This is a genomic window from Brevundimonas sp. Leaf363 (assembly GCF_001424025.1).
Lineage (GTDB): Bacteria > Pseudomonadota > Alphaproteobacteria > Caulobacterales > Caulobacteraceae > Brevundimonas.
In genome coordinates, this window is record NZ_LMPZ01000002.1 from 1379099 (window position 1) to 1400736 (window position 21638).

General features: G+C 66.8%; 24 protein-coding genes and 1 other RNA gene. 10 read left to right on the forward strand and 15 right to left on the reverse strand.

Annotation, left to right across the window (positions count from 1 at the left end):
• From ASG17_RS09930 to ASG17_RS09940, 3 genes are read left to right on the forward strand one after another with little or no spacing between them, the layout of a single operon-like run.
• Positions 1-390 carry an SUF system Fe-S cluster assembly protein gene (locus ASG17_RS09930; protein ID WP_056102480.1) on the forward strand — a complete coding sequence of 130 codons (390 nt, stop codon included), beginning with the start codon at positions 1-3 and terminating at the stop codon, positions 388-390.
• Entirely contained in the window at positions 390-782 is a 393-nt protein-coding gene (locus ASG17_RS09935) for an iron-sulfur cluster assembly accessory protein (protein ID WP_056102483.1), read from the forward strand. The genes ASG17_RS09930 and ASG17_RS09935 overlap by 1 nt, the downstream gene beginning before the upstream one ends.
• Positions 782-1138, forward strand: a complete 357-nt coding sequence (locus ASG17_RS09940; RefSeq protein ID WP_056102487.1) for a TfoX/Sxy family protein — start codon at positions 782-784, stop codon at positions 1136-1138. The genes ASG17_RS09935 and ASG17_RS09940 overlap by 1 nt, the downstream gene beginning before the upstream one ends.
• Here ASG17_RS09940 and ASG17_RS09945 read toward each other — a convergent pair.
• The 3 genes from ASG17_RS09945 to ASG17_RS09955 all read right to left on the reverse strand — a co-directional run bounded on the left by ASG17_RS09945 (position 1098) and on the right by ASG17_RS09955 (position 4634).
• Complete coding sequence (locus ASG17_RS09945; protein WP_056102490.1) at positions 1098-1892, reverse strand: 1-acyl-sn-glycerol-3-phosphate acyltransferase; 795 nt, start codon at positions 1890-1892, stop codon at positions 1098-1100. The two genes, ASG17_RS09940 and ASG17_RS09945, sit on opposite strands and share 41 nt — an antisense overlap.
• A gap of 37 nt (positions 1893-1929) precedes the next feature.
• Positions 1930-2991: a diguanylate cyclase gene (locus tag ASG17_RS09950; RefSeq protein WP_056102493.1), complete on the reverse strand. Its 1062-nt coding sequence runs from the start codon at positions 2989-2991 to the stop codon at positions 1930-1932.
• An 80-nt stretch (positions 2992-3071) separates the two neighbouring features.
• A complete protein-coding gene (locus ASG17_RS09955) occupies positions 3072-4634 on the reverse strand; it encodes a DEAD/DEAH box helicase (protein WP_056102497.1) in 1563 nt (520 codons plus the stop codon).
• A 206-nt stretch (positions 4635-4840) separates the two neighbouring features.
• On the opposite strand from ASG17_RS09955, the gene ASG17_RS09960 reads away from it, so the two are divergent.
• Both ASG17_RS09960 and ASG17_RS09965 read left to right on the forward strand, forming a co-directional pair.
• Positions 4841-5200, forward strand: coding sequence for a hypothetical protein (locus tag ASG17_RS09960; RefSeq protein WP_056102500.1), 360 nt, complete (start codon positions 4841-4843; stop codon positions 5198-5200).
• A 75-nt stretch (positions 5201-5275) separates the two neighbouring features.
• Positions 5276-6643 carry an MATE family efflux transporter gene (locus tag ASG17_RS09965; protein WP_200935052.1) on the forward strand — a complete coding sequence of 456 codons (1368 nt, stop codon included), beginning with the start codon at positions 5276-5278 and terminating at the stop codon, positions 6641-6643.
• Here ASG17_RS09965 and parE read toward each other — a convergent pair.
• Together parE and ASG17_RS09975 are read right to left on the reverse strand one after the other, a co-directional pair.
• Positions 6640-8715: a DNA topoisomerase IV subunit B gene (gene parE / locus ASG17_RS09970; RefSeq protein ID WP_056102503.1), complete on the reverse strand. Its 2076-nt coding sequence runs from the start codon at positions 8713-8715 to the stop codon at positions 6640-6642. The two genes, ASG17_RS09965 and parE, sit on opposite strands and share 4 nt — an antisense overlap.
• Positions 8693-10024, reverse strand: coding sequence for an O-antigen ligase (locus tag ASG17_RS09975; protein ID WP_056102507.1), 1332 nt, complete (start codon positions 10022-10024; stop codon positions 8693-8695). Before ASG17_RS09975 ends, parE begins: the two co-directional genes overlap by 23 nt.
• Before the next feature lie 88 nt (positions 10025-10112).
• On the opposite strand from ASG17_RS09975, the gene ASG17_RS09980 reads away from it, so the two are divergent.
• The gene (locus ASG17_RS09980; protein ID WP_056102509.1) at positions 10113-11267 is read left to right on the forward strand and encodes a low temperature requirement protein A; all 1155 of its coding nucleotides are present in this window, start codon (positions 10113-10115) and stop codon (positions 11265-11267) included.
• Positions 11268-11271: 4 nt separating this feature from the next.
• Here ASG17_RS09980 and ASG17_RS09985 read toward each other — a convergent pair whose 3' ends face one another.
• The 3 genes from ASG17_RS09985 to ASG17_RS09995 form a co-directional block, all read right to left on the reverse strand.
• Positions 11272-13623 (reverse strand): ATP-dependent helicase, encoded by a 2352-nt coding sequence (locus ASG17_RS09985; protein ID WP_056102512.1) that lies wholly within the window; start codon positions 13621-13623, stop codon positions 11272-11274.
• A gap of 123 nt (positions 13624-13746) precedes the next feature.
• Positions 13747-14466, reverse strand: coding sequence for an SIMPL domain-containing protein (locus ASG17_RS09990; protein ID WP_056102515.1), 720 nt, complete (start codon positions 14464-14466; stop codon positions 13747-13749).
• A 52-nt stretch (positions 14467-14518) separates the two neighbouring features.
• The gene (locus ASG17_RS09995; RefSeq protein WP_200935074.1) at positions 14519-14737 is read right to left on the reverse strand and encodes a ribbon-helix-helix domain-containing protein; all 219 of its coding nucleotides are present in this window, start codon (positions 14735-14737) and stop codon (positions 14519-14521) included.
• Positions 14738-14831: 94 nt separating this feature from the next.
• On the opposite strand from ASG17_RS09995, the gene ASG17_RS10000 reads away from it, so the two are divergent.
• Positions 14832-15710, forward strand: a complete 879-nt coding sequence (locus ASG17_RS10000; protein ID WP_056102518.1) for a DMT family transporter — start codon at positions 14832-14834, stop codon at positions 15708-15710.
• Here ASG17_RS10000 and ASG17_RS10005 read toward each other — a convergent pair.
• Together ASG17_RS10005 and ASG17_RS10010 are read right to left on the reverse strand one after the other, a co-directional pair.
• On the reverse strand, positions 15707-15892 hold the full coding sequence (locus ASG17_RS10005) for a hypothetical protein (protein ID WP_056102520.1): 186 nt from the start codon (positions 15890-15892) through the stop codon (positions 15707-15709). The two genes, ASG17_RS10000 and ASG17_RS10005, sit on opposite strands and share 4 nt — an antisense overlap.
• 2 nt (positions 15893-15894) lie before the next feature.
• The gene (locus tag ASG17_RS10010; RefSeq protein WP_056102523.1) at positions 15895-16125 is read right to left on the reverse strand and encodes a DUF4169 family protein; all 231 of its coding nucleotides are present in this window, start codon (positions 16123-16125) and stop codon (positions 15895-15897) included.
• 83 nt (positions 16126-16208) lie between these two features.
• Here ASG17_RS10010 and ASG17_RS10015 point away from each other — a divergent pair, with 83 nt between their 5' ends.
• Positions 16209-16448: a DUF2171 domain-containing protein gene (locus tag ASG17_RS10015; RefSeq protein WP_056102526.1), complete on the forward strand. Its 240-nt coding sequence runs from the start codon at positions 16209-16211 to the stop codon at positions 16446-16448.
• Positions 16449-16568: 120 nt separating this feature from the next.
• Positions 16569-16958, forward strand: coding sequence for a YccF domain-containing protein (locus tag ASG17_RS10020; RefSeq protein ID WP_056102529.1), 390 nt, complete (start codon positions 16569-16571; stop codon positions 16956-16958).
• A 57-nt stretch (positions 16959-17015) separates the two neighbouring features.
• Here ASG17_RS10020 and fumC read toward each other — a convergent pair whose 3' ends face one another.
• Positions 17016-18407, reverse strand: coding sequence for a class II fumarate hydratase (gene fumC, locus ASG17_RS10025; protein WP_056102532.1), 1392 nt, complete (start codon positions 18405-18407; stop codon positions 17016-17018).
• A gap of 80 nt (positions 18408-18487) precedes the next feature.
• On the opposite strand from fumC, the gene ASG17_RS10030 reads away from it, so the two are divergent.
• Positions 18488-18841 (forward strand): RusA family crossover junction endodeoxyribonuclease, encoded by a 354-nt coding sequence (locus ASG17_RS10030; RefSeq protein ID WP_056102535.1) that lies wholly within the window; start codon positions 18488-18490, stop codon positions 18839-18841.
• Here the strand turns inward: ASG17_RS10030 and ASG17_RS10035 are convergent, their stop codons facing one another.
• The 4 genes from ASG17_RS10035 to miaA all read right to left on the reverse strand — a co-directional run bounded on the left by ASG17_RS10035 (position 18842) and on the right by miaA (position 21606).
• A complete protein-coding gene (locus ASG17_RS10035; RefSeq protein WP_056102538.1) occupies positions 18842-19318 on the reverse strand; it encodes an SspB family protein in 477 nt (158 codons plus the stop codon).
• Between the two features lie 73 nt (positions 19319-19391).
• Positions 19392-19757: a transfer-messenger RNA gene (gene ssrA / locus ASG17_RS15200) on the reverse strand.
• A 2-nt stretch (positions 19758-19759) separates the two neighbouring features.
• Positions 19760-20647, reverse strand: a complete 888-nt coding sequence (locus ASG17_RS10040) for a retroviral-like aspartic protease family protein (RefSeq protein WP_056102541.1) — start codon at positions 20645-20647, stop codon at positions 19760-19762.
• Between the two features lie 65 nt (positions 20648-20712).
• Complete coding sequence (gene miaA / locus ASG17_RS10045) at positions 20713-21606, reverse strand: tRNA (adenosine(37)-N6)-dimethylallyltransferase MiaA (protein ID WP_056102543.1); 894 nt, start codon at positions 21604-21606, stop codon at positions 20713-20715.
• Positions 21607-21638 lie beyond the last annotated feature (32 nt).

Sequence of the window (21638 nt, forward strand, 5' to 3'; positions counted from 1 at the left end):
ATGGACGATCAGAGCATTACCGACAATCCGACCTTCGCCGAGGCCTGGGACGAACCCCAGAAGAGCGCCCTGTCGCAGGGCGAGCTCGACCGGCTGACCGACGAACTGATCGCGGCGCTGAAGACGGTTTATGACCCGGAAATCCCGGTCGACATCTATGAGCTGGGCCTGATCTACAAGGTCGATGTGTCCGACGACCGCGACGTGCTGATCGACATGACCCTGACCGCGCCCGGCTGTCCGGTGGCCGGCGAGATGCCCGGCTGGGTGCAGGATGCGGTGCTGAAGGTGGAGGGCATTCGCAGCGCCCACGCCAATCTGGTGTTCGACCCGCCGTGGGATTCCTCCAAGATGAGCGACGAGGCGAAACTCGCCTTGAACATGTTCTGATGACCGATCTGCAGCCCGCCACACCCCGCGCCCGCCGTCCCCGGCCCAAGGCGGTCACCCTGACCGACCGCGCGGCCGAGCGCGTGCAGGAGATCATGGCCAATGCCGAGCAGCCCTATATCGGCCTGCGCGTCGGAGTGAAGAACGGCGGCTGTGCGGGCCAGGAATACACCTTTGCCTACGCCGACGCCGTCCAGCCGTTGGACGAGGTGGTCGAGGACAAGGGCGTCACAATCCTGATCGAGCCCAAGGCGGTGCTGTTCCTGATCGGCACCGAGATCGACTACGAGACGACGAAGCTGTCGTCCAAGTTCGTGTTCAACAACCCGAACCAGACGGACGCCTGCGGCTGTGGCGAGAGCGTCACCATCGTGCCTCTGACCCGGGCCTGATGGCGTGGGATCCTGACTTCGGCGACTGGGTTCAGGATCACCTGTCCGGCCTCGGCCGGTTCGAGATCAAGCGGATGTTCGGCGGCGCGGGCGCGCTGAAGGGCGGGGCGATGTTCGCCATACTGTCCAGCGACACGATCTGGCTGAAGGCTGACGACGCTCTGGCGGCCGAGATGGCGGAGGAGGGCAGCGTGCGGTTCGAGTACGGACCGCCCGAAAAGCGCCGGACCTTGCCCTATTGGTCGGTGCCGTCGGCGGCGATGGACGATCCAGAACAGGCGCTGGAGTGGGCGCGGCGGGCTGTCGAAGTCGCGTTCAGGCCGAAGCCGCCGCGGAAGCGGTCTTCGCGGCCCTAGCGAGCTCATCCGGCGCCAGCACCCGCACCGCAGGCGTCACGGGCCGACCCATCGCCTCGGACACCAGTTCCGCGGTTCGACCCTCGACCGCCGCCTCCAGCCGCGCGAGGAACTCGTCCTTGGGCAGGCCGGTGGGGATGGGGTCGAGGAACTCCAGCGTCGCCGTGCCCGGATGTTTGGTAAACTCCTCCCCTGGCCAGAACAGGCCAAGGTTGGTGGCCAGCGGCACGACCGGCATGTCGAAGTCGCGGTACATGTGCCAGACGCCGGAGCGATAGCGGAACTTCTCGCCCACCTTCGCCAGGTTGCCCTCGGGATAGATCAGGATGCGGCGACCCTCGGCATGGGCCTGGGCGGCGCGGGTCTTCAACGCTGCGCGGGCTTTGTGGCCGCCGCAGTTATTGACGACGATGGCGCCCAGCTTGGTCAGGACGGTGCCCAGCAGCGGGAACTTCTCCAGATGGTCGCCGGTGACGAAGGCCAGGTCCTGGAACCTGTCGTAGACCGAGAAGCCGTCGCCCCAACTCTGGTGCTTGGCGGCGATGATGAAGCCGCCGGCGGGCAGGCGGTCTTCGCCGCGATACTGGATGCGAATGCCGGCGAGCAGGCGCATGGCCTGGACCATCCGGCGGACATAGCGGCGGATGATCCAGCCGGTCGCCTTCCGCCCGGGCGCGAGCGCCGCCACGACAGCCATGAGCGTATAGGCGATCGACAGGAACCAGTAGGCGACGGCGAAGGCGAGGCTGCGCATCTGACCAGTATGGCCGAGGTCGCGCGGCGAAACTACGTCAGGCGGCCACGGCCTGTTGCGGCGGCGCGGCGGGCGTCACCCGATTTCGGCCGCCTCGTTTCGAAGCATAGAGCGCCTCGTCGGCGCGTTCCAGCAGGGCTGAGGCAGTTTCGCCTTGAATGCGTTGAGCGAAGCCGGCGGAAATGGTCACGGCGCCGAGTTCGTCGTTGGTTGAGCGACGGCGCAGGGCGCGGGTGCCGACTTCCTCGCGGATGGCGTTCAGGCAGGTTTCCACCTCTCGCGCGACTTCGCCCGGGAAAATCATGGCGAACTCTTCGCCGCCATAGCGAGCGGCCGTGCGTGGGTTGCGAGCGACCCGGCCCAGTACGCTGGCGACGTAGCGCAGAACCTGGTCGCCGGTCTGATGGCCCCAAGTGTCGTTGAAGCGCTTGAAGTGATCTATGTCGACGACGGCCAGACACACGGGCAGGCCTGTCTTGTCGGCTTCGACACAGGCCTTGGCGAGCGTCTCGTCGAAGGCCTTGCGATTGGCCAGATTGGTCAGAGCGTCGGTCATGGCGTCGCGGCGGACCTGTTCCAGGTGTTCGCGCAGGCGTGTGACTTCGTTGGTTGAGTTCTCGAGGCGCTTTTCGAGGTTGGCGTTCTCGCGCTGGACCTTGCGGGTGGCGTTGGCCAGACCGGAGACCAGCTTCTTGAGGCCGGCGCCGCCGTCGACGTTGGCCATGCTGGAGGCCGCGTCGGCCAGGGTCTCGCCGTAGTCGGCATGGGTGCGGTGGGCGCTGGCGATGGCCTCCGCCACGCTGTTCAACTCCCGATCCAGCACGGCGCCGGCGTCACGGATTTCGTCCGAGAGACGTCCACGCGGAAGATATTCGGCCGCCAGCATCTCGGCGACGGCCTCGGTAAAGGGCTCATTGGCGGTGAGCAGGCGCTTGATCTCGCGCCCCAGCAGGCCTTCCGGCTCGCTGAAGTAATGGAGCCAGAGCTCGAAGTTCAGCGGCGTCGGCCAGACGTTCGCCGTCTCCATGTCGTCGACCACGCGTCGGACCAGGCCATAGGCCTCGGGTCCCCGAACAGCGGTCTCGATCACGGTCGTCATTGCGCAGCCCCCGACAACGTCTTCTGACTTGTCGAGGATACGCTACCGTTCGAACCGTAATGACGGGTTAAGGCAGCGCTTCAGGCGCGCGTTTTCAGCGGGGCAGGGCGCCGCATGAAGGCGGGAATGTCCCCCCCAAAGGCGTTTCCGCCCCGCGAGGACTGGCCTTGCGGAGCTGCCTGAGGCTGGGGTTTTTCAGCCTCGACGGCAGGCTTTGACGGCGGCGTCGCGGGCACCGGCGCGGCGGTTGCGGTTGCCTCGGCGCGAGCAGGACGACGGCTGCGGCTACGCGTGCGGGCCGCGGCGGGCTCGGGCGAGGCGGTGACCGCGTCGATGGCGGGCGCCGGCGCCTCCGGGGCGGGCTCGACGACGATGGGCGCTTCGGTCGCTTCGACCTCAGCGGCGTCTTCGCGCGGGCGGCGGCCACGGCCTTCGGGGCGGGCCCGCCCGCGATCCCGGCTACCCGAGCGCTCCCGATCCGAGCGCGGCTGATCCTTGATCCCGGCGAAGTCGATGCCGTCCAGCGTCAGCTCGACCGGATCCTTCTTGATCAGGCTCAACACCTTGCCCAGCGACTTGTCGTCGGCCGGGGTCACGATCATGAAGGCCTGACCCGTCTTGCCGGCACGGCCGGTGCGGCCGATGCGGTGGACGTAGTCATCTGCGTGATGCGAGACGTCGTAGTTGAAGACGTGGCTGACGTCCGGGATATCCAGCCCGCGCGCGGCGACGTCGGACGCCACCAGCAGCTTGAGTGCGCCGGATCGGAAGTCTGCCAGCGTCTTCATCCGCAGGCTTTGATCCAGATCTCCGTGGATCGGCGCGGCGTCGAACCCATGCGTTTTCAGCGATTTGGCGACGATGTCGACTTCCGACTTGCGATTGCAGAAGACGATGCCGTTCTTGACGTCCTCGCGGCCGACCAGGGCGCGCAGCGCGGTGCGCTTGGCCTTGGGGTCCGAGGTCGGGATGCGGACGATGTACTGGGTGATGGTGTCGGCCGTCATGGCCGGGCGCGAGGCCTCGATCCGGGTCGGATCCTTGAGGAATTGCGTCGTCAGCCGGGTGATCTCCGGCGGCATGGTGGCCGAGAAGAAGAGCGTCTGGCGGCGCGGCGGCGTCAGTTTGAAGATGCGTTCGATGTCCGGGATGAAGCCCATGTCCAGCATGCGGTCGGCTTCATCGACGACCATGATCTCGACGCCCGTCAACAGCATCTTGCCGCGTTCGAACAGGTCCAGCAGGCGGCCCGGCGTGGCGATAAGGACGTCCACGCCCTTGTTAAGCGCCGCGACCTGGTCGCCCATCGAGACGCCGCCGATCAGCAGCACCCAGCTCAGCTTGGTGCCCTTGGCGTATTTGGCGAAGCTCTCGGCGACCTGGTCGGCCAGTTCGCGGGTCGGGGCCAGGACGATGGCGCGCGGCATGCGGGCGCGGGCCCGGCCGGACGACAGCCGATCGACGAGGGGCAGGGTGAAGGCGGCCGTCTTGCCGGTGCCGGTCTGGGCGATGCCGAGAACATCGCGGCCCGACAGGGCGACGGGAATGGCCTGTTCCTGAATGGGGGTGGCGGTCGTGTAGCCGGTGTCGGCGACGGCCGCGAGGGTCGTGGGCGAAAGGCCCAGCGCAGAAAATTCGGTCATGTAATCCTGGGATTGAGGTCGTTCGTGCGTAGACCGCGGAACCGCCCATGCCTTGGGGCGAACGGGCGGCGCGCATCGCAGACCTGTCCCGGGTTTGGGCCCATATAGATATCCCCACGGCGCAGTCAAGTATTCCGGCGCCGCTTGCAATCATGAACGATCTGTAAATATTGGGCCGCGGGAGAGGCTGAGTAGGGGTTATTGGCATGCGCGTTTTTGCGGCCGCGATCGCTCTGGCGATCGGTTTCGCGTCGGGTCCGGCGAAGGCCGACATGGCCGACGCCTTCGGAAACACCATCGTCTCGCACTATCCGGACGGTGGCTGGGTGAAGCACTTTTTCGAGCGTGACGGCCGGTATTCGGCGCAGTTCTCGGACGGACGCCGATTGACGGCCCAGTGGCGGCTTGAGGGCGACCGTGTCTGTCTGAATGGTCTGCGACCGCGCATCATGATGATCTCGCGCTACTGCTCGGCCCTGGTTGAGGCGGATGTCGGCGAGACCTGGCAGTCGCGCGATCCGCTGGGCCGCAACGTCCGCAACGAGCTTCTCGCCGGCCGACGCTGACGTCGGCGGCATGACAGATTGCCGCAGGGGGCGGTGGTCGCTAGCCTGACCTCTCCAGCAGGAAAGGCGGGCGTCGTGCAGCAGGATCTGACCCAAGGCTCGATCACGGGCAAGCTGGTCGGCATGGCCGCCTTCATCGGCATGGGCCTGCTGTTCCAGACGCTCTACTTCCTGATCGACCTGTATTTCGTGTCGCGCCTGGGCCCGTCGGCGATCGCCGGCGTCGGGCTGGCGGGCAATCTGTTCTTCCTCAACATGGCCCTGGTTCAGATGGTCGGCGTGGGCGCGCTGTCGCTGATCGCGCGGGCCATAGGCGGCAAGACGTTCGACGACGCCAATGCCGTCTATCGCCAGTCGCTGATGATGTCGGTCATCCTGGCGGTGACCGTATTGGTGCTGGGATACGCCTTGGCGGAGCCGGCGCTGCGGTTGCTGGCAGCGGACGAGGCGACCGTGCAGGCGGGGACGCGATATCTGTACGGCTTCCTGCCGGCGCTTGCGCTGATGTTCCTGTCCAACGCCATGGGCTCGGCGTTGCGGGCGGCGGGCGTCGTGCGTCCGACCATGCTGGTGCAGACGGGCACGGTGCTGCTGAACGCTGTCCTCGCGCCCGTGCTGGTGGCCGGCTGGGGCACAGGCATGCCGCTTGGGACGTTCGGCGCCGGTCTGGCCAGCTCGATCGCGGCGTTGGCGGGCTTCCTCGGGGCGCTGTTCCTGTTCGACCGGGTGCAGACGATTTTCGTCGGGCCCCTGAAAATGGCGCCCATCGCGCTGAAGGTGTGGCGGCGCATCGTTGGAATCGGCCTGCCGTCGGCGGCCGAGTTCGTGCTGATGTTCATCACCACGGGCGTGGTCTACGGCGTGATCCGCCACTTCGGCCCGGAGGCCCAGGCCGGCTACGGCGTTGGCGGGCGGGTGATGCAGGCGGTCTTCCTGCCTGCCATGGCGGTGTCTTTCGCCGTCGCCCCGGTTGCGGGCCAGAACTTCGGCGCCGGGCTGGGCGGCCGCGTCCGCCGTACGGTGCGGGACGCGGCGGTGATCAGCTCTGCCCTGATGCTGGTGCTGACCCTGCTTTGCCAGATCAGCCCGGAGTGGATGATCGGCCTGTTCGCGCCCGATCAGGTCGTCGTCGAGGTCGGCGCGGGCTTCCTGCGGATCATCTCGCTGAACTTCGTGGCGACGGGCATCATCTTCACGGCGTCCGGCGCCTTCCAGGCCCTGGGCGACACCCGCCCGGCGCTGTTCGGAAGCATCTCTCGCCTGATCTTCTTCACCGGACCAGCGATCTGGCTGTCGACCCAGCCGTGGGCGCGGCTCGAACACGTATGGTGGCTGTCGGCCTGCTCCGTCCTGATCCACATGCTGATCGCCCTGTGGTTCCTGCGCCGGGAGCTGCGGGTCAAGCTCGAGGGACTGAAGCCGAAGGTCTCGCCGGTCGCCTAGACGTCCAGGTCCGCCACGGCGAACCGCGCGTTGTCCTGAATGAACTGGTAGCGGGCCTCGGCCTTCTTGCCCATCAAGCGCTCGACCAGATCCTCAATCTCGGCTTCGTCGGTGGGCAGATCGATCTTGGCCAGGGTGCGCTTCTTCGGATCCATGGTGGTCTCCTTCAGCTGCGAGGCCATCATCTCGCCTAGGCCCTTGAAGCGACCGATCTCGACCTTCTTGCCCTTGAAGGTGGTCGCCATCAGTTCGTCGCGGTGGGCGTCGTCGCGGGCGTAGTCCGACAGGGCGCCAGCCTGGATGCGGTAAAGCGGGGGCAGGGCCATGAACAGGCGGCCCTGGCGGATCACCTCGGGCATCACGCGGTAGAAATAGGTGATCAGCAGCGCCGCGATGTGCGCCCCGTCCACGTCGGCGTCGGTCATGATGACGATCCGCTCATAGCGCAGGTCGTCGATGCTGAAGCGCGCGCCGGGATGCACACCCAGCGCCAGCGTCAGGTCCGACAGTTCGGCGTTGGCCCGCAGCTTGTCCGCCGTGGCCGAGGCGACGTTCAGGATCTTGCCGCGCAGGGGCAGGATGGCCTGGGTGGTGCGATCGCGCGCCTGCTTGGCCGAGCCGCCGGCCGAATCGCCCTCGACGATGAACAGTTCGGTGCCGTTGGCGCCTTGGCGGGAACAGTCGGCCAGCTTGCCCGGCAGACGCAGCTTGCGGGTGGCGGAGGCGCGCTGCACCTCCTTGTCCTTGCGACGTTTCAGCCGCTCTTCCGCGCGGTCGATGACGAAGCCCAAGAGCTGATTGGCCTGTTTCGGACTTTCGGTCAGCCAGTGGTCCAGCGGATCGCGCAGCAACTGCTCGACCAGACGCGCGCCCTCGGGTGAGGATAGACGGTCCTTGGTCTGGCCCTGGAACTCGGGATTACGGATGAACACGCTGATCAGGGCGCCTGCGTTGGCGATGACGTCCTCGGCCGTGATGACGCCCGCGCGTTTCTCGTTGGTCAGTTCGCCGTAAGCCTTCAGACCCTTGACCAGTGCGGCGCGGAAGCCGGCCTCGTGCGTGCCGCCGTCGGGTGTCGACACCGTGTTGCAGTAGGAACTGACGAAGCCGTCCGCCTCGCCGAAACCGATCGGCGACCAGGTTACGGCCCATTCGACCGCGCCCGCTTCGCCCTTGCGCTCGACCCGGCCGGCGAAGGTGGGGGTGACGGTCTCGATTTCTCCGATGCGATCGACCAGAGCGTCGGCCAGGCCGCCGGGGAAGTGCAGGGTGGCGCTGGCGGGCGTGGCGTCGGTGGTCCGCTCGGGCGCGCAGGTCCATTTGATCTCGACGCCGCGGAACAGGTAGGCCTTGGACCGCGCCATGCGGAACAGGCGCGCGGGCTTGAAGGCGGCGCCGACGCCGAAGATTTCATCATCCGGCTTGAACCGGATCAGGGTGCCCTTCTTCTTGGACGGGCCGACCTGCTGGATCGGCGCCAGGACGTGGCCGCGCGAGAAGGACTGCTTCCATTCGAAGCCGTCGCGCCAGACGGTGACGTCCAGATGCTCCGACAGGGCGTTGACGACCGAAACGCCGACGCCGTGTAGGCCGCCGGATGTCTCGTAGGCCTTACCCGAGAATTTCCCGCCCGAGTGCAGCACGGTCATGACGACTTCCAGCGCCGACTTGCCCGGATGCTTGGGGTGCGGATCGACGGGAATGCCCCGACCGTCGTCGAACACCGAGAGATAGCCGTCAGCGTCAAGATCGACCTTGATCGTCTTGGCGTGGCGGGCGACCGCCTCGTCCATGGCGTTATCGAGGACTTCAGCGAACAGGTGGTGCAGCGCCCGCTCGTCGGTGCCGCCGATGTACATCCCCGGGCGTTTGCGGACGGGCTCCAGCCCCTCCAGCACCTCGATGGACGAGGCGTCGTAGCCTCCGGGGACCGCATGTACGGGGGGCGGTGCGGGGACCGGCTTGGGCGGCGACGGGGGCGTGGCCACGGCCTGCAGCTTCAGCGCCGGCTCAGCCGCCTTGGGCTCGGGTTTCGTGGGTTCGTCGTCGTCAAAGGAGAACAGGTCGGCCATGTGCGTAGCTTGAGGCGATTCGGGAGCCGGCCACGTAAGCCTGACGCCCGCGCCGGGCAAGCGGCGCCCGAGCGGGGAGGGGGGCGGGCAGCATCGCCCGCGTGAAGATCGCCAGCACCAGAGTCCACGGCAGGCTCTGGTGGCTCATCAGCACACTTTCGGACAGGCTAAGCATGAAGAAGACGCACAGATAGGCGAAGCCCCAGCCGCCCTCGCGCGCGCCCGCGCCGTCCAGCCGCCACAAGGTGACCAGCGCCGCGATCAGCATCAGCGAGCCGACCAGCACCGCGCCTGGCCAGCCTAGCTGGACCAGCAGGTCGATCCAGCCGTTGTGCGCCGAGGGCACGGCCCAGCCGGTCTCGCGGCGCACATACATGGCGGGGATCGATTCCTTGCCCCAGAAGGCGTTGTAGCCGTAGCCCGTCCACGGCCGCTCGGCGACGCGGCGCATCAGGCTGGCCCAGATGTGCGTGCGGCCGGTGAGCGTCGGGTCTTTGCCCAGGGCCTCCAGGATCGCCGCCGACTGAGTGTTCCACAGCCAGACGCCGCCACCGCCGCCAACGACCGCCAGCCAGGCGCCGACGATCGTCAGCACCGGCCCGCCCTTTCGCATGGCCCACAAGGCGCCGACCAGACCGAGGCCCAGCATCAGACACAGCAGCGAGGTCTTTGACTGGGTGCCTAGCACCAGAAGGCTGCTCAGCCCAACGGTCCCCAGCGGGATGAGCCAACGCCGCAGGTCCGACGCCAGCACCGCCGCGGAGGCGACCGCACAGGCCGTCATGACGATCCCCATCTGGTTCTTCTCGTACCAAAGGCCCCGCCACAGGCCGGCGTTGACGTCCTGGTGGACGCCGATGCGCGGAAGCAGGAAGACGAACAGCAGGCTGCCGACACCCAGCACCAAGCCGGTGTGCATCAACAGGCGCGGCAGGTGCGGCCCGCGGAACACCGCGCCGATATAGACGGCGAAGGTGCCGCTCATGGCCATGGCCAGGACACGCCGCGACGTCGTCGACGGATCGATCGACCAGTATTTCGAAATGAATGTCAGTCCGACCAGCATCAGCAGGGCGATCAGCGCCGGCCAGGCGGAACCGATCTTCTTGATCCGCAGACCGACCATCACGACCGTCCAGGCGTAAACCGGCAGCCAGATAAGCCGCAGGATCGGCGTCTCGGCCTGCGTTGGAGCGAACACCGGCCCGATCACCGCGCCGGTCAGCAGCGCCAGAATGACGCCCGCACCCAGCAACTCCCACCACGGCGGGGCGCTCTCAGGCTCTAGTCTGTCGGCCGGGTGGGACACGGCGAAAGCCTTCGGCCGGTTCGGCTAAGGAAGCGTTTACCGAACGGCTTAGCCGTTGCAGGTTGACCATCCATCGGGTGAGGGCGGCATGGCGAGTCTGTTGCGGGAACGGAGGTCGGGCGAGCATGCCCGCGTCGGCTTCGTCGAGCTGTTCTTCGACCTGGTCTTCGTCTTTGCCATCACCCAGGTCAGCCACGCGCTGCTGGCGCACCTCACGCCTACGGGCGCTGTGCAGGCGGCCATGATGCTGGCGGCGGTATGGTGGGCGTGGATCTTCACCTCCTGGGTGACCAACTGGCTCGACCCCGAGCGGGCGCCGGTGCAGATCGCCCTGTTCGCCTTGATGGGCATCGGGCTGGTGATGTCGGCCGCCTTGCCGCACGCCTTCGAAGGGACGGGTCTGGCCTTCGCCATCGCCTTCGCGACCATTCAGGTCGGACGGACCCTCTTCATGCTGTGGGCCGCGCGGTCCAACGCCATGCTGGTTCGCAATTTTCAGCGCATCCTCGTCTGGCTGCTGGCTTCGGCCGGTTTCTGGATCGCGGGCGGTCTTGCTGCACCGGAGCAGCGGCTATGGTTCTGGCTGGCCGCGCTGGTCATCGAATACGTTTCGCCGGCCCTCTATTTCTACGTCCCCGGCCTGGGCCGCGCCCGCACCGAAGACTGGACCGTCGAGGGCGGCCACATGGCCGAACGGGTCGGCCTGTTCATCATCATCTGCCTGGGCGAGACGCTGCTGGTTTCGGGCGCGACCTTCGCCGGGCTGGACTGGAGCTCTGCTCCCGTCTGGATCGCCTTTGTCTCAGCCATCCTATCGACGGTGGCGATGTGGCAGCTCTACTTCGGCCGGGCGCAAGAGGCGGCGTCCCGCGCCATCATGCACGCCAGCGACCCCGGCCGCCTGGCCCGCCGCGCCTTCACCTATTCGCCCATTCTGGTCATCGCCGGGATCATCGTGGTGGCTGTCAGCGATGAACTGGTGCTGGCCCATCCGGGCGGTCACGTCCCGACGGCGGCGGCCCTAACCCTGCTGGGCGGGCCCGCTTTATTCCTGCTCGGCACGGCCATCGCGATCTTCGCGATCTGGCGCAAAATGGCCTGGTCCAGACTGGCGGGCTGCGCCCTGCTAGGCACGGGATGGCTTATTTTGCCGTGGACCACGCCCCTGGTTCTGAGCGTCGCTTCCACGGCGGTTCTGCTGTCGGTCGGCGCGTGGGAGACGATGCGGCCTCAGCGCGACTGACGCATCACGCCTTCTCGACAAAGGTGTCGATCACCTTCTTCTCGCCGGCCTTTTCGAACACGACGACCAGCTTGTTGCCCTCGATGACGCGCACGTTTCCGTAGCCGAACTTCTGATGGAAAACGCGCTCGCCCTTGACCCAGCCGGAGCTGGCAGAGGGGTCGGCGGTGGCGACGAGGCGGCCGTCGCCTTCGATCAGGGCGTGGCGGGCCGGCTTCGCGCCGGGCGCCTGGGCGGCGGCGAAGGCCTGGCCGCGTTTCCAGCCCGGTGAGGAGTAGGCCGCGCCGAAGGCGGGCGTGTCGTCCCAGCGGCTCTTGGCCTCCTTCATGCCGGCTGAGGCGCCATAGTAGCCCGTGTCAGACTGCGGATCGACGTGATCTATCGGCAGTTCGTCGACGAAGCGGCTGGGCAGCTGCGAGGTCCAGCGGCCGTAGACCAGCCGGTTGGCGGCGAACGAAATCCGCGCGTCCGCCTTGGCGCGGGTGACGCCCACGTAAGCCAGGCGGCGTTCCTCCTCGAGGCCCTTCTCGCCCTTCTCGTCGATGCTGCGCTGGCTGGGGAAGACGCCTTCCTCCCAGCCGGGCAGAAATACCAGCGGGAATTCCAGCCCCTTGGCGCCGTGCAGCGTCATGATCTGCACCGACCCGGCGCCATCGGGATCGTCGTTGGCGCCGCGATCCAGATCCATGACCAGCGAGACGTGCTCCAGATAGGCGCCCAGGCTGTCGAAGGCCTGCATGGACTGGGTCAGCTCCTTCAGGTTATCCAGCCGCGTCTGGCCGCTGGTGCGGTCGGCCTTCTGCATGTCGGTGTAGCCCGACTCCTCAAGGATGATCTCGGTCAGCTCCCAATGCGGGATCGATTGGGCCTGGATCCGCCAGCGATCCATGTCGCGCACGAAGTTGGACAGGGCGGTGCGCGTGCGCGCCTGTAGTTCGTCCGAGCCGATCAGGTCGCGCACGGCGGTCATGGCCGAGACGCCGGTCTGGCGGGCGATGTGCAGCACCTTCTGCACGCTGGTGTCGCCGATGCCGCGCTTGGGCACATTGACGATCCGCTCGAAGGCCAGGTCGTCGTCGGGCGACTGGATCAGGCGCAGATAGGCGTGGGCGTCGCGGATCTCGGCCCGCTCGAAAAAGCGCGGGCCGCCGATGACGGCGTAGGGAATGGCCAGCATGACGAAGCGCTCTTCGAACGCCCGCATCTGGAAGGAGGCGCGAACCAGGACAGCCATGTCCTTGTAGTTGCGACCCGTCTTGCGCGCCGTCTCGATCTCGTCGGCGATCAGCCGAGCCTCGGCCTCGCCGTCCCAGACCCCGCGTACGCGCACCTTGTCGCCCGTCTGGTCCTCGGTCCACAGCGTCTTGCCGAGACGGTCCTTGTTGGCGGCGATCAGGCCTGAGGCGGCGCCCAGGATGTGCCGCGTCGAGCGATAGTTGCGCTCCAGCCGGATGACCTTGGCGCCGGGGAAGTCGCGCTCGAACCGCAGGATGTTGTCCACCTCGGCGCCGCGCCAGCCATAGATCGACTGGTCGTCGTCACCCACGCAGCAGACGTTGCCGGTGCTGGATGTCAGCAGCCGCAGCCACAGATACTGCGCGACGTTGGTGTCCTGGTACTCGTCCACCAGGATGTAGCGGAACCGGCGGCGGTACTCCTCCGCGATATCGGCGTGCTTCGACAGGATCGTCAGGTTGTGCAGCAGCAGGTCGCCGAAATCGCAGGCGTTCAGCGTCGCCAGCCGCGCCTGATAGGCGGCGTAAAGGCTCTGGCCCTTGCCGTTGGCGAAGTCCTCGCCGGGCGGCAGCTTGTCCGGCGTCCAGCCGCGGTTCTTCCAGTGGTCGATCAGATTGGCCAGCGACTTGGGCGTCCAGCGCTTGGTGTCGATGTTGGCCGCCTCAAGCAGTTGCTTGAGCAGCCGCTCCTGATCGTCGGTGTCCAGGATGGTGAAGCTGGATTTCAGCCCCACAAGCTCGGCGTGACGCCGCAGGATCTGTGCGGCGACCGAGTGGAAGGTGCCCAGCCAGCGCAGGCCCTCGGCCGACGGGCCGATCAGGTGGGTGATCCGCTCGCGCATCTCTCGCGCGGCCTTGTTGGTGAAGGTGACGACCAGCAGCTCCCACGGCCGCGCCTTGCCCGTCGCCAGGATGTGGGCGAGGCGGGTGGTCAGGACGCGCGTCTTGCCCGTACCGGCGCCCGCCAGCACCAGCACCGGGCCCTCGGTCGTCTGGACGGCGTCCGCCTGTTCGGTGTTCAGGCCGCGCAGATAATCGCTCGCCGGTTCGGGCGGGCGGGCGCGGGCGAGGTCGGATATGCGGGGCGTCGGAAGGTCGGTCACGTCGGATTCGATCGGCATTGAACCCGGAACATAATGAGCACGAAGGCCAAAGTCAGGCCCGACGTTCGCTCGAATACCGATGCATCGATCTATGCAGATCGATGGCGACCCGCCGGTCCAGAAGCCGCGCTTTAGCGCCGGCTACTTCAGGCGATAGCTTATCGTTGCGACGACACGCACCTTCTTGGTGACCGAAGAGGCTTCATCACCAGCCTCGTCACGCGCCAGAATCTCGAACGAGCCCTGGTTGGCCTGGCGAATGCCCCCCAGCGGCGTACCGGAGTCCTTGGCGAACTGCTCGCCGCCGCTGCGTGCCGCGGCGGTCGCCTCGGCGATCATGGCGGGCCGTACGTCGTTCAACTTGGTGAAGATGTATGACGGGCCGGCGAAGTCCTGCAGAACCACGCCTTGACGGATCAGATCGTTCAACGCCCGCGTCGTTTGCTGCACCCGGTCTACGTCGCCGGTCCGCACGACCACGGTCTGCGCCAGAATGAAGCGGGGGCCGCCGGTCTGGCTGGCGTATTCACGGCTGCGGGTGTCCGCAACCTCCAGCCGGCCGAGATCGACCGAATCGGCCGGATAGCCCTGGGCCGCCAGGAACTGACGCACGATAGCCAGATCGCCGTCGATGCGCGCCTGCACGTCCGACAACACGTCGCCCGAGGCCGTGAAACGCAGCGGCAATACGGCCAAGTCGGCCTGAACCGTCCGCTCCGCCGCGCCGCGCACCGTGACGAAGCGATCACCCGCGCGCGCGTTGACGATGCCCTGGCCGACGAGCGCGCCTGACCCCAGAAGGCCCAGGGCCAGCAGACCGCCGACGACGATCGACGGGATCAAGGGATGATCGGTGGTCATGGCGTGCTCCTCCCCGAGCTTTGCGTGAGAGAGCGCTGGTCCGCGACCGCTGTCAATCACGCTCTGCGGACGCCCAAGCGAGCGCCAGGAGGCGGCAAGCCGACGCCAGCGGCGTGCGGCCGCGATCGGCGTCGATCGCCTTAAGAAGCCCCGCCTGACTAAGCCCCCGTTCGTCCGCGATGCGGTCCAGAACGGCCCAGAATTCCGGCTCCAGCGCCACCGAGGTGGCGTGGCCGGCGAGCGAGACGGAGCGCTTCTTCAGCATGGCTATCGGCTTGCCAGACGCAGCGACGCCGTTCAACGAAGACCGCCAGAGGATTTGATACGCCCCGACGATGACCCGCCCATCCTTGCCGCTTCCGCCCATGGCCCTGAGCCTGATCGGCGTCGCCGTCTGCGCCCTGATCTGGGGCACGACCTGGTACGCCATCACCTGGCAATTGGGCGAGGTGGAGCCGACGGCGTCGATTGTCTGGCGTTTCGGTCTGGCCTCCCTGATCCTGTTTGGGGTCTGCCTGGCGACGCGACAGCGCATCCGCCTGAATCGCGCCCAGCATCTGGCGGCGGCGGGGCAGGGGCTGTTCGCCTTCGCCCTCAGCTACACCTTTGTCTACGCGGCCGAGGGGCTGATCACGTCCGGCATCGTCGCCGTCGCCTTCGCCAGCATGGCGCTGATGAACCTGACGCTGTTCCGGGTCGTGGAGAAGCACAAGGCGACGCGCTCCATCTGGGCGGGCGCCGCGCTAGGCGCCGCGGGCGTCGCGGTGCTGTCGGCTGGAGAACTGATCGGTGCGCGGCTGGGACCTGGCGGAGCTGTGGGCGTGGGGCTCGCAGTCGCCGCCGCCGCCGCGTCCACCATCGCCAACTACTTCGCCTACCGCGGCCAGAAGGCGGGTTCGGGGGTGGTCCCGGCCACGGCCTGGGCCATGACGTACGGGACTGGGCTGGTCGCGATCTTCGGCCTGGTCACAGGCGTCGACTGGTCGATCTCGCTGACCCCAGGCTACATCGTCTCGCTGCTTTATCTGTCGATCTTCGGCTCAGTGATCGCGTTCGTGATCTATTTCACGATCGCTCGCAGTCGGGGCTATACCCTGGCCAGCTATATCGGCGCCCTGACGCCGCTGATCGCGCTTCTGGTCTCGGCGGTCTTCGAAGGCGCGCGGTTCGGCTGGTCGGCCTTGGTCGGCATCGCGCTGGTCCTGATCGGCCAGGTGCTCGTCGTGCGAGCGCCGAAGGCCTAGCGCCGGAGCCAGCCGGAGCGCTTGGTCGTCTGTGCGGCTTCTCGGGCCGCTTCCGCCGCGTCCTTGCTGGGGTGCGCCGTGGCCTCCGCCATAAGGCGTCGCCGCTCCCGCTCGCCTTTCACCCGGCGCGCGACCAGCAGGGCAATCAGGCCGGGGCGGGCCCGGGGCGCGGCCGAGCTCATGCTCAATCCTCCAGCTCCGATCCGTCCAGAAGGCGCGACAGGCGCTGCCGTTCCTTTTCGGCGGCGTCCTTCTGCGCTCGCGTCCTGCCATGCGCGGCGCGATTGGCCTGGGCCTGCGCCTTGTCGGCGGCCTTGGCCCGAGCCTTTCGGACGGCGTTGAGATTGACGGTTTCGGCCATGCCGGCAGTCTGGATGCTCCAGACCGGCGTTTCAACTCGGCGGTCCAGCATCATCACCGTTCGCAGAGCGTGCCTCGGCAACCGGCGCGCCGCCGCTGCGTTTTCACGGCTCAATCCATCCGACAGGAGAGACCCGAATGGTAGATGCCTCGCTCATCAAGGAACATCTGGAAGTCGTGGGTTCGGACGGCGGTCACGTCGGCCGCGTCGATCACGTCATGGGCGACCAGATCGAACTAGCCAAGCTGGACCTCGCCGGCGGCTTCAAACACCACATGATCCCGGTCAGCTGGGTCGAGCGCGTGGACGACAAGCACGTCCACCTGAACCTGACCGAAGACGACGCCAAGGCGCGCTGGACCGAAAAGCCGCACTGATCGATCAGCTTCAGCGAACCTGTTGAGGGTCGGAACCTTGGGCGGGATCGACGCTCGACCTTACCGCGAATTCACGAGGGCCCCGCTGGCGACGGCGGGGCCCGTTGTTATGTTGAGGCCATGATCCGGCTTCTGCTCAACATCCTTTGGCTCATCTTCGGTGGGTGGCTGTCCGGCCTTTTGTGGTTGCTGGGCGGGGCGATCCTCGCGCTGACCGTCGTCGGCCTGCCGTGGGCGTTCGCCGCCTGGCGGATCGCCAGCTATTCCTTCTGGCCGTTCGGGCGGGAGATCGTATGGCAGCAGGACGCCCATCCGGTGGCCGGTTGCCTGGGCGTGTTGCTGAACATCGTGTGGTTCGTGTTCGCCGGCTGGTACATCGCCCTGTCGCACCTGATCGTCGCCGTGGTGGAGTTCGTCTCCATCATCGGCATACCGTTCGCGCTGAAGGACCTGGAGCTGGCCAAGCTGGCCCTTGCACCGGTGGGGCGCACGATCCGCGACAAACCCTGAATCGAAACGGCGGCGGAATAAACCGCCGCCGCAAGGCTCCGACCCCACGCGGCCATCTCAGCCCGGCGAGATCATTTTCTCAGGCCGCACATACTGGTCGAACTCTTCGTTCGTCAGATAGCCGCCGCCGACGGCTTCTTCGCGCAGGGTGGTGCCGTTCTTGTGGGCGGTCTTGGCGATCTTGGCGCAGGCGTCGTAGCCCAGCTTGCCGTTCAGGGCGGTGACCAGCATCAGGCTGTTCTCCAGCCCCTTCTGGATGTTGTCGCGGCGCGGCTCGATGCCGACTACGCAGTTGTCGGTGAAGCTGACGGCCGCATCGGCCATCAAGCGCACGGACTGCAGGAAGTTGTAGGCCATCACCGGATTGTAGACGTTCAGTTCGAAGTGGCCCTGCGACCCGGCGAAGGTCAGGGCGGCGTTGTTGCCGAAGATCTGCACGCAAACCTGGGTCATCGCCTCGCACTGGGTCGGATTGACCTTGCCCGGCATGATGGAGCTGCCCGGCTCGTTCTCCGGCAGCGACAGTTCGCCAAGACCCGCGCGGGGGCCGGAGCCGAGCAGGCGGATATCGTTGGCGATCTTGAACAGCGAGGCGGCGACCGTGTTGATCGCCCCGTGGCTCATCACCATGGCGTCGTGGGCGGCCAGGGCCTCGAACTTGTTCGGCGCCGTGGTGAAGCTGAGGCCCGTGATCTGGGCGATCTTCTCGGCCACGCCTTCGGCGAAACCGATGGGCGCGTTCAGGCCGGTGCCGACCGCGGTGCCGCCCTGTGCCAGCTGCATCAGGTCGGGCAGGGTGCTCTCGATCCGCTCGATGCCCTTGGTGATCTGCTGGACGTAGGCGCTGAACTCCTGGCCCAGCGTCAGGGGCGTGGCGTCCTGGGTGTGTGTTCGGCCGATCTTGATGATCGACTTCCAGGCCTCGGCCTTGTCGTTCAAGGCGTTGCGCAGCATCTGCAGCGCCGGCAACAGGCGGTGCGTCACCTCTTCAGCACAGGCCACGTGCATGGCCGTCGGATAGGTGTCATTCGACGACTGGCTCATGTTGACGTGATCGTTGGGGTGGACGGGCTTCTTGGAGCCCATCTCGCCGCCCAGCATCTGGATCGCCCGGTTCGAGATCACCTCGTTGGCGTTCATGTTCGATTGAGTGCCCGACCCGGTTTGCCAGACCACCAGCGGGAAATGATCGTCCAGCTTGCCCTCGATCACCTCGTTCGCGGCGGCCACGACGGCGTTTCCGATGGTCGGGTCCAGCTTGCCCAGCGCCATGTTCGTTTCGGCCGCCGCGCGCTTGACGATCCCCAGAGCCCGGACGATCGGCAGAGGCTGTTTCTCCCAGCCGATCTTGAAGTTGCCCAAGGAGCGCTGCGCCTGCGCGCCCCAGTAGCGATCCGCCGCCACCTCGATCGGGCCGAATGTGTCGGTTTCGGTGCGGACGTCGGTCATGGGCAAATCTCGTCGGGCGTGGCGAAGCGATGTGCGGGCGTGTAGCACGCAGGAATGACGCGGCAAGGCGACCGACTGCGATGACGGCCGGCTGGATCGGAACCGGAAAGGTCCGCGCGCGTGAGAGCGGTGAAACGGTGGAGATCACCATCGACGGCCTGACGACCCAGGCGAAGTACTACAAGCCCTTGGTCTATGAGTTCATGCGCAAGGAGTGGAGCTCGCGCCCCTCCTACGGCGACTACGTCGTCGAGATCGTTATGGAACATGTCGGCGAGCCGCCCTGGATGGACCTCGACAACCTGGCCAAGGCGCTGCTGGACGCCATCAAGGGCTATCTGTTTCACGACGACAGCCAGGTTGCGCGCCTGCTGGTCGAGCGGCGCGAGGGCGAGCGAGAGCGGATCACGATCCGCAGCTATCCGCGCCGCTGACTACTTCTTTCGGAACTGGTCCAGCGAGACGACCTTCGGGCCGTCCGAGACCAGAGGCGGCGGCGTCTCTTCAGGCTCGGGTTCGGCCGCGATCTCCGGGACCAATTCCGGCGGCTCGAACTGCAGCAGGAACTGGACGCTGGGATCGTAGAAGCGGACCACCGCCTTGTAGGGCACGGTCAGGATCTTGGGCACGCCGCCGAAGCGCAGCTTGACCGAAAACAGGTCATGCTCGACCGCCAGGTCGTCGAACTGATGCTGCAGCACCACCGTCATCTCGTCGGGGTACTTGGCAAGAATGTCCGGCGGCAGGCTGACGCCCACGCCGCGGGTCTTGAAGGTGATGTAGAAATGGTGCGCGCCGGGCAGGCCGCGTTCTGACGCCGCGCGTTCCAGCGCTGCACGCACGACGCCGCGCAGGGCGTCCTGCGCCAACCGCTCGTACTGCATTTCGTCGGTCGAGGCCTGGTCCGCCATCGCTCACCTTGTGACTTGGCGGTGACTGATAGCCAAGCCGGCCGCGGGACGAAAGAGCCAATAAAATGAAGGAAGCGCCGGGATTCTGTTGGCAGGCTCCCGGCAGGCCCCGCCCCAGGAACTGATCCCTGAGGACTTAAGTGTTCGAAATCAACCGAACCGCATTACGCGGCGAGGCGGACTTCTCCAGCGAAGTTATCGTTCGCAGTTAGATAAAGGCCCGATACGGTGGGCCAGGACGAGCGAAAGCAATCCCCTTTACACGTCCGTCGATGCTAGTCGGCCCCATAAGCCTCCGCCGATAACGCGGGGAGAAATGGTGGAGCCGCCGGGAATCGCACCCGGGTCCGGTCCGCTTATTATGAGCGCATTTATCGCCATAGTCCGGGCGAACCCGAACAGGACCAATATAGGGGCAATCTCGGCTTAGTCCAACCCGCCCTACGGAGCATTTGCGCGCAGCCAGACCAGATGAGCGCCGTAGTCCACGGCGAAATCGCGCCCGGCCAACCAGTCCATGCCAATGATCGCCAAAGGTGCATTGGCTGCACCGAGGCGATCGAACACCGGCAGGGCGCCGACCTTCACTGTCCTGCCTTCGAAGGTCCATGTACCGATCCGGGCGTCGCCGACGGCGCCCGCAACGACGGGCAACTCGCGGCCATCGAGGCCATAGATCGATCCAGCCGCCGCGGTCCGACCCGAAGCCGCTGTCAAGCCGAGCAGATCGGCGAACACAGGGTTCAGCGTCGTATGCTGCGCGCCCGTGTCCAACAGGCCCCATCCGTCCACGCCGTCGATCCGTAGCGGCAGCATGATCTTCCAGGGCTGTATCCACTGCGCTGGAATCGAACTCCAGCGCTCGCCGGCGGGTGGCGCACCGCTGGTTTCGATCGCAACGCAGCGATCTTTCGATCGCCAAACGGCTAGGGACGTGCCGAAGATGTCCACGCCCGCCAGGCCAGCGACCGCGTGGCTGTCGAATGCGGGCGCCGGGATGGACGGCACCGTCAGGGCGGACACGGTCTGCGGGCCGATGCTGAAGGTCTCCACACGATACAGGCGCACATCCAATGGGCCGCCCATGCCCTGGGCCTGCTCGGTCTGAGCGTCACGCGGAAGGCGCAGCTGGTCGATGTGTGGCTGGTCCAGGGTCGAGCCGCTGGATGCGGTATCGAGCACGAAGTCGAAGGGCCCTTCGCCATTGACGCTCGCCTTCACGATGGGACTGCCGCCGTCGCCGGCCTCGATCACGATGCAGTTGGAGGCAGAGGCAGAGCCCGGATAGGCGAGGGTCAGGGCCACCAAGATCGCCGCAATCATCGTCATACGTTCCCCGGTCATCAGCCGGCACGAAGGACACGCGGCGGACGCGGCGGCAACTTAAGGATTGGTCATGGGGCTGTGACTGACGGCGCAGCGACGCGCGGCCAGTCAGGCGTCTGGTTCCTGAACCAGGTCAGCTGTCGTTTGGCGTAGTTGCGGGTGGCCTGTTGGGTCGCGGCGACGGCGGCCTCCAGGCTCATCTTGCCGGTCAGATGGGCGGCGAAGTCGCGAACGCCGACCGCCTTCATGGCAGGCAGCTCGGGATCAAGTCGGCGCTTCATCAGCGCGCGGACCTCCTCCAGCGCACCGGCCGCGACCATCCAGGTCACGCGACGGTCGCAGTTGGCGTAAAGGGCGGCGCGATCCGGTTCGATGACCCAGGCTTGGTGCTCGCCAGGCTGCAGGATGGGCCGGGTGCTTGCGTGCCAGTCGGAGAGGGAGCGGCCGGTCGTTTTCGCCACGGCCCACGCGCGACCGAGACGCTGCTGGTCGCCGGCCTCGATGGACTGGGCCGACACGGGGTCGACCTCGGCCAGGCGGCGGCGGAACTCGACCTCGCCGATGAGGTCGAACATCTCGCTAGCCAGTTCGCGCTCGCGCACTGGCACCTCGGGAATGTCGGCCAGGCCGCGCGTCAGGGCGGTGAAATAGAGGCCCGTGCCGCCGACCAGAACCGCAGGGCGGCCCTCGTCGCGCAGGTCAGCCAGCAAAGGCTCCAACGCCCGCGCCCAGCGGCCGACCGACCAGGGATCGGCGGCGTCGGCGACGCCGTAGAGCCGGTGCTCGGCCAGGGCCTCGTCGTCTGGCGACGGTCGGGCGCTGAGCACGTTCAGATCGGCGTAGAGTTGCTGGCTGTCGGCGTTGATGATCACCGCGCCCGTCTCGCGCGCCAGCTTCAACGCATGGGCGGATTTGCCCGAGGCGGTGGGGCCGGCGATGAGGGTGATGGCGGGTTCAGTCAAATCAAGCTCGCGGCGGGCGTCGCGCGGCGATA

Excerpts from the sequence above, each read along its gene's own strand:
- ASG17_RS09930 (WP_056102480.1), top strand. The coding sequence starts at position 1 with ATGGACGATCAGAGCATTACCGACAATCCGACCTTCGCCGAGGCCTGG.
- ASG17_RS09935 (WP_056102483.1), top strand. The coding sequence starts at position 390 with ATGACCGATCTGCAGCCCGCCACACCCCGCGCCCGCCGTCCCCGGCCC.
- ASG17_RS09940 (WP_056102487.1), top strand. The coding sequence starts at position 782 with ATGGCGTGGGATCCTGACTTCGGCGACTGGGTTCAGGATCACCTGTCC.
- ASG17_RS09945 (WP_056102490.1), bottom strand. The coding sequence starts at position 1,892 with ATGCGCAGCCTCGCCTTCGCCGTCGCCTACTGGTTCCTGTCGATCGCC.
- ASG17_RS09950 (WP_056102493.1), bottom strand. The coding sequence starts at position 2,991 with ATGACGACCGTGATCGAGACCGCTGTTCGGGGACCCGAGGCCTATGGC.
- ASG17_RS09955 (WP_056102497.1), bottom strand. The coding sequence starts at position 4,634 with ATGACCGAATTTTCTGCGCTGGGCCTTTCGCCCACGACCCTCGCGGCC.
- ASG17_RS09960 (WP_056102500.1), top strand. The coding sequence starts at position 4,841 with ATGCGCGTTTTTGCGGCCGCGATCGCTCTGGCGATCGGTTTCGCGTCG.
- parE (WP_056102503.1), bottom strand. The coding sequence starts at position 8,715 with ATGGCCGACCTGTTCTCCTTTGACGACGACGAACCCACGAAACCCGAG.
- ASG17_RS09980 (WP_056102509.1), top strand. The coding sequence starts at position 10,113 with ATGGCGAGTCTGTTGCGGGAACGGAGGTCGGGCGAGCATGCCCGCGTC.
- ASG17_RS09985 (WP_056102512.1), bottom strand. The coding sequence starts at position 13,623 with ATGCCGATCGAATCCGACGTGACCGACCTTCCGACGCCCCGCATATCC.
- ASG17_RS09990 (WP_056102515.1), bottom strand. The coding sequence starts at position 14,466 with ATGACCACCGATCATCCCTTGATCCCGTCGATCGTCGTCGGCGGTCTG.
- ASG17_RS10000 (WP_056102518.1), top strand. The coding sequence starts at position 14,832 with ATGGCCCTGAGCCTGATCGGCGTCGCCGTCTGCGCCCTGATCTGGGGC.
- ASG17_RS10005 (WP_056102520.1), bottom strand. The coding sequence starts at position 15,892 with ATGAGCTCGGCCGCGCCCCGGGCCCGCCCCGGCCTGATTGCCCTGCTG.
- ASG17_RS10010 (WP_056102523.1), bottom strand. The coding sequence starts at position 16,125 with ATGATGCTGGACCGCCGAGTTGAAACGCCGGTCTGGAGCATCCAGACT.
- ASG17_RS10015 (WP_056102526.1), top strand. The coding sequence starts at position 16,209 with ATGGTAGATGCCTCGCTCATCAAGGAACATCTGGAAGTCGTGGGTTCG.
- ASG17_RS10020 (WP_056102529.1), top strand. The coding sequence starts at position 16,569 with ATGATCCGGCTTCTGCTCAACATCCTTTGGCTCATCTTCGGTGGGTGG.
- fumC (WP_056102532.1), bottom strand. The coding sequence starts at position 18,407 with ATGACCGACGTCCGCACCGAAACCGACACATTCGGCCCGATCGAGGTG.
- ASG17_RS10030 (WP_056102535.1), top strand. The coding sequence starts at position 18,488 with ATGACGGCCGGCTGGATCGGAACCGGAAAGGTCCGCGCGCGTGAGAGC.
- ASG17_RS10035 (WP_056102538.1), bottom strand. The coding sequence starts at position 19,318 with ATGGCGGACCAGGCCTCGACCGACGAAATGCAGTACGAGCGGTTGGCG.
- ASG17_RS10040 (WP_056102541.1), bottom strand. The coding sequence starts at position 20,647 with ATGACGATGATTGCGGCGATCTTGGTGGCCCTGACCCTCGCCTATCCG.